The sequence below is a fragment of the Dietzia sp. genome (assembly GCF_036741115.1).
Taxonomy (GTDB): domain Bacteria; phylum Actinomycetota; class Actinomycetes; order Mycobacteriales; family Mycobacteriaceae; genus Dietzia.
The window spans coordinates 24,317-31,965 of sequence record NZ_DAINST010000031.1 but is presented as its reverse complement, the minus strand read 5'-3'; the positions used below and the strand labels follow the sequence as shown (position 1 = coordinate 31,965).

Here is a 7,649-nt window from a genome sequence, read left to right as displayed (position 1 = left end):
TCGCAGGCACTCACAGGGCTAAGTGAATTCCCGAACCTCGCCGAGAAGCCGCTTCCGGAAACGCAGCGCGCTCCGGGCCGCTATTCCTACGGGGACGCCTTCGAGGCGCTGCGTGACCGCTCGGACGCCTTCCTCGAACGCACCGGCCAGCGTCCGACCGTGGCGCTCGCCGGGCTCGGCTTGCCGGCAGAGCGCAGCGCGCGGACCACATTCGTGGTCAACCTCCTCGCCGCAGGCGGCGTCGACGTGGCCGACCTCGATGTCGCCGAGCCCACCGACTACGCGAGCGCGCTCTCGGACTTCGTGTCCTCCGCGGCGGGCGCCGCGCAGGGCACCGTGTGCGCCGTGCTCTGCGGCTCGGATAAGCGCTATGCGTCAGATGGCGGCGGGGCCGCGGTCGCCGCGCTCAGGGAGGCCGGGGCACACACCGTGCTCGTTGCCGGGAAGTCCAAGCCGTTCGGCGAGGTCTCGGGAGCCGAAAAGGCCGACGAGTACTTGTCCGTGGGCATCGACGTCATCGACGCGATGGAGCGCGTCGCCGCGCAGTTGGGAGCGAAGTAGATGAGCATTCCGAATTTCTCGGCGATTCCGCGCAGCTGGGGCGGGGCCTCGGCCGGTGCCGGGTCCGCGACCGAATCGCAGCACGACTACCTCGAGCAGCCCCGCGGCCAGGCGGCCGACGCCCAATGGGAGACCCCCGAGGGCATTTCCGTCGAACGGGTCTACACTCGCGCCGACCGAGATGCGCTCGCCGATCCATCAGGCGACGCGACCGCCTACCCTGTGGACACCTTCCCGGGGCGTGCGCCGTTCCTCCGCGGTCCGTACCCCACGATGTACGTCAACCAGCCGTGGACCATCCGGCAGTACGCCGGCTTCTCCACCGCCAGCGAGTCGAACGCCTTCTATCGGCGAAACCTGGCCGCAGGGCAGAAAGGCCTCTCGGTGGCCTTCGATCTCGCCACGCACCGCGGCTACGACTCCGATCATCCGCGCGTCGCGGGGGACGTGGGCATGGCCGGCGTGGCCATCGACTCGATCCTCGACATGCGCGAACTCTTCGCCGGAATCGACCTCTCGCAGGTCTCGGTGTCGATGACCATGAACGGTGCGGTCCTGCCGATCCTCGCCCTCTACATCACCGCGGCCGAGGAGCAGGGCGTTCCGCCGGAGAAGCTGGCAGGGACCATCCAGAACGACATCCTCAAGGAGTTCATGGTCCGCAATACCTACATCTATCCGCCCGAGCCCTCGATGCGGATCATCTCGGACATCTTCGCCTACACCTCGCAGAAGATGCCGCGATTCAACTCCATCTCCATCTCCGGCTACCACATCCAGGAGGCCGGGGCGACGGCCGATCTCGAGCTCGCCTACACGCTGGCCGACGGGGTCGAGTACATTCGCGCAGGACTCGACGCCGGGCTCGACATCGACGCTTTCGCCCCGCGGTTGTCGTTCTTTTGGGCGATCGGGATGAACTTCGCGATGGAGGTCGCCAAGCTCCGTGCAGGCCGCCTGCTGTGGAGCGAGCTCGTCGAGAAGTTCTCGCCGAAGAACCCGAAGTCCCGCTCGCTCCGCACGCACTCGCAGACCTCCGGCTGGTCGCTCACCGCGCAGGACCCGTTCAACAATGTCGCCCGCACGTGCATCGAGGCGATGGCGGCGACGCAGGGGCACACGCAGTCCCTGCACACCAACGCGCTCGACGAGGCGCTCGCCCTGCCCACCGACTTCTCCGCGCGCATCGCCCGCAACACCCAGCTGCTCCTCCAGCAGGAATCGGGCACCGTGCGCCCGATCGACCCGTGGGCGGGTTCGTACTACATCGAGTCTCTCACCGCTCAGCTCGCCGATAAGGCCCGCGAGCACCTGCGCGAGATCGAAGAGGCCGGCGGGATGGCGAAGGCCATCGGCGAGGGCATCCCCAAGCTCCGCATCGAGGAGGCGGCCGCGCGCACGCAGGCCCGTATCGACTCGGGTCGCCAGCCCGTCATCGGGGTCAATAAGTACGTCGTCGAGGAGGACCAGGAGGTCGAGGTCCTCAAGGTCGAGAACTCGCGCGTTCGCGCCGAGCAGATCGCCAAGCTCGAACGCCTCCGCGCCGAGCGAGACGAGGAGTCGTGCACCGCCGCGCTCGACCGCCTCACCGCGGCAGCGCGTGAGAAGGGCGGCTCGTCGATGGAGCACAATCTCCTCGCGCTCGCCGTCGACGCCGCGCGCGCCCATGCCACGGGCGGCGAGATCTCCGACGCGCTGGAAAGGGTCTACGGCCGCCACAAGGCCGAGATCAAGACGCTTTCCGGCGTCTACCGCCAGGAGGTCGTCAAGGAGGGTGCCGTGAACAACGTCGACCGCGCCATGGAGCTCGCCGATGCCTTTGCCCGCGAGGAGGGGCGCCGTCCGCGCATCCTCATCGCGAAGATGGGGCAGGACGGTCACGACCGCGGCCAAAAGGTCGTGGGCACGGCGTTCGCCGATCTCGGCTTCGACGTCGACATGGGCCCACTGTTCCAAACCCCGGAAGAGGTCGCCCGCCAAGCCGCGGACAACGACGTCCACGCGATCGGCGTCTCCTCACTCGCCGCGGGGCACCTCACGCTCGTCCCCGCGCTCCGCGCGGCGCTCGCGGCGATCGGCCGCGAGGACATTCTCATCACGGTCGGCGGAGTCATCCCGCCCGGCGACTTCGCCGAGCTCCGCGAGGCAGGCGCAGCGGCGATCTTCCCTCCTGGGACCGTGATCGCCGAATCCGCCGCCGAGCTCATCGGGCTACTCGGGGATCAGCTCGGCATAGAGCTCCCCGCGGAGGCGAACGCCGAACCCGCCTCGGAATAGGAGGGGGCCGCACATGCCGGGTCCCCGAGACCGGTCCATCGACATCCCCGCGCTCGCCGCCGCCGTGCGCGCCGACGAGCGTCCGCAGGTCGCCCGCGCCATCACGCTCGTAGAGTCGGTGGCGCGCCGCCACCGAGAGCCCGCGCAGGAGCTGCTCATGGAGCTCCTCCCGCACTCGGGCGGGGCGCAGCGCATCGGGATCACGGGCGTGCCCGGCGTCGGCAAATCTACTTTTATCGAGTCGCTCGGGCTGCAGCTCATCGCCAAGGGGCACAAGGTCGCGGTCCTCGCCGTCGATCCCTCGTCCTCGCGGACCCGCGGCTCGATCCTCGGCGACAAGACGCGGATGGCCGGCCTCTCGGTCGAGCCCGACGCCTACATCCGGCCGTCGCCGACGTCCGGGACTCTCGGCGGTGTAGCCCGCGCCACCCGGGAGGCGATCATCGTCTTGGAGGCCGCGGGCTTCGACGTCATCCTCGTCGAGACGGTGGGGGTCGGGCAGTCGGAGATCACCGTGGCGGGAATGACCGACATCTTCACGTTCCTCACCCTGGCGCGGACCGGCGACCAGCTCCAGGGCATCAAGAAGGGTGTGCTCGAGATCGCCGAGCTCATCGCGGTGAACAAGGCCGACGGCGAACACGTGCGCGAGGCAAAGCGCGCTGCACGAGAACTCGGGTCCGCTCTCCGCATGATCCAGCCCCACGACGCCCTGTGGACCCCGCCCGTGATGACCATGTCCGGGCTCTCGGGGGACGGCGTCGAGGAGTTCTGGGAGAAGGTCCAAGCGCACCGCGAGACGATGGAGCGCAGCGGCGAGTTCTCCAGGCGCCGCGCCCGCCAACAGGCCGAGTGGACGTGGTCGATGGTGCGCGAGGAGCTTCTCGCGCGGCTCACCGAGCGCAACAGCGTGCAGGAGGTGGCCGGCGAGGCGATCTCCGAGGTGGAGGCCGGGGAGCTCACGGCGACCCTCGCCGCGCGGCGGATCCTCGACGCCTACGATTCCTCGGCCGAGTAGACGGCACGAACGGCCCGGGCTTATCCGAGTGCCGGCCCCGGCCCGCCGACCCAGCGGGCATGCCGCGCCGCCCACGCCTCGACGAGCGAGGCCGCGCCGCCGGGCACCCCGAGCAGCACGTCGGCGTTGCGCGCGCCCGAGCCGAATGGACCGCCCGTCCACCGCTCTGCGCGGAACTCGGCCACGGTCTGCCCGCGCGTGAGCGCCCCGGCGCACGCGACGTCGACGCGCGCCGGTGCCCACCGCCCGTCCCCGGGTTCGAGCGCGAGCGCCACGACTGCGGGGTCGTGCACCTTCGCCTCGTAGCCCTCGCCCATGGACTCGTGGAACTCGAAGTAGAAGCGCAACGCCGCGGCGAGCGCCCGGGTCACCGGGGCGCCCCCGGTCTCGGCGAGCAGGGCGGTGAGACGCGCGGGCTGAAGTATCGCACCGTCCGTGACGTCCTGGCCGCACCAGCGCGGGAACACGGGGGAGAGATGGGTACCAGTACCGGTACCGGCTCCAGTTCCTGCTTCCGCCCCCGACGCCCCGTCCACACCGCCCGCCCTGGGCCCGAACGCTTCGCACACCACCTGCGCGGCCTCGGGATCGCTGTGGCAGTTCCATTCCGCGACGGCGGTCGTGTTCCCGGGGTGCCCGCGAAACGCGCCGCCCATGATCGTCAGGCTCGCCAGCCGCCCCACGATCCCGGGGTCGGCCCGCAGCGCGCGGGCGAGGGTGCTCGCCGGGCCCGTGACGACCGCGTGGAGGCGCCCGGAATGGGCGCGGCTTAGCGAGCTCCACGCCGTGACCCCATCCATTTCTGACGGCGCCCGCCGCAATTCCGGCAGGTGCGCATACCCTGTGCCCCTGGGCCCGTGGGTCTCGGGAGTCGTGGGATGCGGGACATCGAGCGGACCATCGGCCCCCGGGAAGACGGGTACCTGCGGAAGTCCGGTGCGCCCCGCTCGTGCGTCCGTGCGTTCGCCGAGGTCCAGCCAGCCGAGTGCGGCGGCCACCGTATCCGGGCCGGAGGCGTTGCCCGCCGTCGCGACGATCCCGGCCAATTCGACCTCGGCGAATGCGCGGCGGGCGAGGAGGTCGGCAATGGCCATGGCATCGTCGATGCCGGGATCGCAGTCGAGGAGCACAACGGGAGCAGCCGTCCCCGCTCCCGCGGCATCGGATCCGCTCACCACGGGTACATCTCGAAATCCTTGAGGAACACCCCGTAGACGTCCTCGCCTGCCTCTCCGCGGACGATGGGATCGACGACACGTGCGGCCCCGTCGACGAGATCGAGCGGCGCCCGGAACCCCTCGTCGGCGAGTCGGGTCTTCGTCGTGTGCGGGCGCTCGTCGGTGATCCAGCCGGTGTCGACGGCGGTCATGAGGATGCCCTTTTCGTACAGCTCCGCGGCACTCGTCCGGGTGAGCATGTTGAGCCCGGCCTTCGCCATGTTCGTGTGCGGGTGCCCAGGGCCCTTGTAGCGGCGCGAGAAGACGCCCTCCATGGCCGAAACGTTGACCACGTACTTGCGCCGCGCAGTCGATGCCTCGAGCGCCGGGCGGAGCCTGGACAGCAGGATGAACGGGGCGACGGAATTGCACAGCTGCACCTCGAGCATTTCGAGCGGCGCTATCTGCTCGACCGTCTGGACCCAGGAGTTCGTGTGCACGACGTCGGGGAGGAGGCCGCCTGCATCGACGGCGGTGCCCGCGGCGATCCGCTCGGGCAGCGCCGATCCCGCGCGGAGCGCATCGGTCGCGAGCCGCTCGGCGGGGCTCGCCGGCGCGGCGGGGACCGCGCAGTCCGCGCCCTCGACTGCACCGCCGACCGTTGGAACCACCGTCCCCGAGAGCGCGGCGAGCGTGCCCCCGGCCCCGGCGAGGGACTCCGGATGCGCCTCGCTGGACCGCCCCATCGAGATCCGCCGGACGTCGGCAGCCGCTCCGGCGAGCGCCTCAGTTTCGCCGTCGACGAGTCCCGAGTACGCGCCGGGTGAGCGGCGCACGGTCTGCGCGGCGTTATTGATGAGAATGTCGAGCGGACCATCGCCGGCCACGGTGTCGCCGAGCGCCGTGACCTGCGCCGGGTCGCGCAGGTCGACGCCGATCACGGTGATCCTGTCCGACCAGTCGGCGTAATCGTCCATGCGGGAGAAGCGGCGGGCGGCGTCACGGGGGAACCGGGTCGTGATGGTCACGTCCGCGCCGGCGCGCAACAGCATGAGCGCGATGTACATGCCGATCTTCGCGCGGCCACCGGTGAGTAGCGCGCGCCGCCCGCGCAGATCCATCTCCGGATCGCGCTTCGCCCTGTTGATGGCGGCGCAGCTCGGGCAGAGCTGGTGGTAGAAAGCGTCGATCTGCGTGTACGGCTCTTTACAGATGTAGCAGTCCTGGGGCTCGGTGAGGTGCCCGGCGATCGCCCCGGGCGCCGAGGACACGAGGGGGATTCCGGCCGTCTCGTCGTCGACGCGCTGCGCCGAGCCCGTCGCGGTGCGTTCGAGGACCTCCCTGTCGGCCTCGCGCTTCTCGCGCTTCGCGGCCGCCCGCCGCTGCCTCTTGACCTCCTTGAATAGCCTGCCGACGGCCCGCTGCAGGCGCACCGAATCCGGGTGATCGGCATCGAGCCGCCCGCCCTCGTCGAGCACGCGGAGGCAGGTCTCGAGATCGCTCGGGTCGATACCGTGATCGGCCCGGGGATCGATGCCGGGATCGATACCGGCATCGCTCCCCGGCTCGACCTCTGCGTCCATTCCTCCCTGTTCGGGCATGCGGGCTCTTCTCTTACGGTTGATCTGTGGGGGCGGAGGGGCGGTTCGTCTCGCGGATGACGGCGGACAGCCGTGTCCATCCTAGGGCCCGCGATACCGCCTCCCGGAATCGAGAGAACCCCGGGCGGCCTGCGCTCCGGGCGACCGTCCCCGGGAGCCCTACGCCGCCGACTCGAGGTCGAGGAGGAGGCGCTTGGCGTCCGTGCCGCCCGCGTACCCGCCGAGGCCGCCATCGCTGCGCAGCACCCGGTGGCAGGGAACCACAATGGGCAGCGGGTTCGTGGCGCACGCCGTTCCCACGGCCCGGACGGCGCGCGGGCTCCCGGCCTCCGCCGCGAGCGCGGCGTACGTCGCCGTTCCGCCGAAGGGGATCCCGGGGAGCAGCTTCTGGACGGCCAGGTGGAAACCGGCGGACAACGAGTGATCCAGGGGAAGCGCGAAATCGTTCCTCCGGCCCTCGAAATACTCGTCGAGCTCCCGGGCCGCGCCTTCGAGGCGCGCGGGATTCTCGACGATCCTCGAGGAGACCGCGGCGGCGAGCCCTTCGAGCGCTTCTGCGAAACCCTGGCGCTCGAAAGCGATGCGGACGAGGCCGCGTTCCGTAGCCGCGAGGAGGAGTCGGCCGATCGGGGAATCGACGGTGCGGTACGAGATGTCGGCGAGTCCTGCCGACGAAGCCGCAGCGCCGAGTCGCGCACGCAGGGCGTCGAGCTCCGCCCGAGGGACGGGGAACTCCGCCGTCATGGGTGGTGATTCTCTTCTTCCGTCGCTGGGATTCATCGCTCGCCTCGCCCTTTCGCCGTGGTTCTAGTCCTCCCCGGTCGGCCCTCGGCCGCACCGAGGTAGGCCGCCCGGAGCGTGCGCATCCCGTCGGCGGCCGCGCGGCGCACGGAGTCAGGGGAGCCGCCGATCAGATCCGCGGTCTCGCCGTGCGGTAGGCCGCCGAGGTAGTGGTACGCGATGGCGAGGCGCTGCCGCTCCGGCAGCGCCGCGACGCGGTCCCAGATCTCCCGCGCCTCGGCTACGGCCTCGGGC

6 protein-coding genes and 1 pseudogene are annotated in these 7,649 nt (G+C 70.6%); 3 read left to right on the top strand and 4 right to left on the bottom strand.

The window, feature by feature from the left end; genetic code table 11:
• The 3 genes and pseudogenes from V7E05_RS06755 to meaB form a co-directional block, all read left to right on the top strand.
• Positions 1 to 561: pseudogene (locus V7E05_RS06755) on the top strand (methylmalonyl-CoA mutase); the annotation flags it as partial.
• A complete protein-coding gene (scpA, locus tag V7E05_RS06750; protein ID WP_333618907.1) occupies positions 562 to 2,838 on the top strand; it encodes a methylmalonyl-CoA mutase in 2,277 nt (758 codons plus the stop codon).
• Between the two features lie 13 nt (positions 2,839 to 2,851).
• Positions 2,852 to 3,856, top strand: coding sequence for a methylmalonyl Co-A mutase-associated GTPase MeaB (meaB, locus tag V7E05_RS06745; RefSeq protein ID WP_333618906.1), 1,005 nt, complete (start codon positions 2,852 to 2,854; stop codon positions 3,854 to 3,856).
• 20 nt (positions 3,857 to 3,876) lie between these two features.
• Here meaB and V7E05_RS06740 read toward each other — a convergent pair whose 3' ends face one another.
• The 4 genes from V7E05_RS06740 to V7E05_RS06725 all read right to left on the bottom strand — a co-directional run.
• On the bottom strand, positions 3,877 to 5,031 hold the full coding sequence (locus tag V7E05_RS06740) for a nucleoside hydrolase (RefSeq protein ID WP_333618905.1): 1,155 nt from the start codon (positions 5,029 to 5,031) through the stop codon (positions 3,877 to 3,879).
• On the bottom strand, positions 5,028 to 6,614 hold the full coding sequence (locus V7E05_RS06735; protein WP_333618904.1) for an SDR family NAD(P)-dependent oxidoreductase: 1,587 nt from the start codon (positions 6,612 to 6,614) through the stop codon (positions 5,028 to 5,030). The genes V7E05_RS06740 and V7E05_RS06735 overlap by 4 nt, the downstream gene beginning before the upstream one ends.
• A 159-nt stretch (positions 6,615 to 6,773) precedes the next feature.
• A complete protein-coding gene (locus V7E05_RS06730; protein WP_333618903.1) occupies positions 6,774 to 7,358 on the bottom strand; it encodes a methylated-DNA--[protein]-cysteine S-methyltransferase in 585 nt (194 codons plus the stop codon).
• Between the two features lie 32 nt (positions 7,359 to 7,390).
• A partial coding sequence (locus tag V7E05_RS06725; RefSeq protein WP_333618902.1) for an RNA polymerase sigma factor occupies positions 7,391 to 7,649 on the bottom strand: 259 nt, incomplete at its 5' end.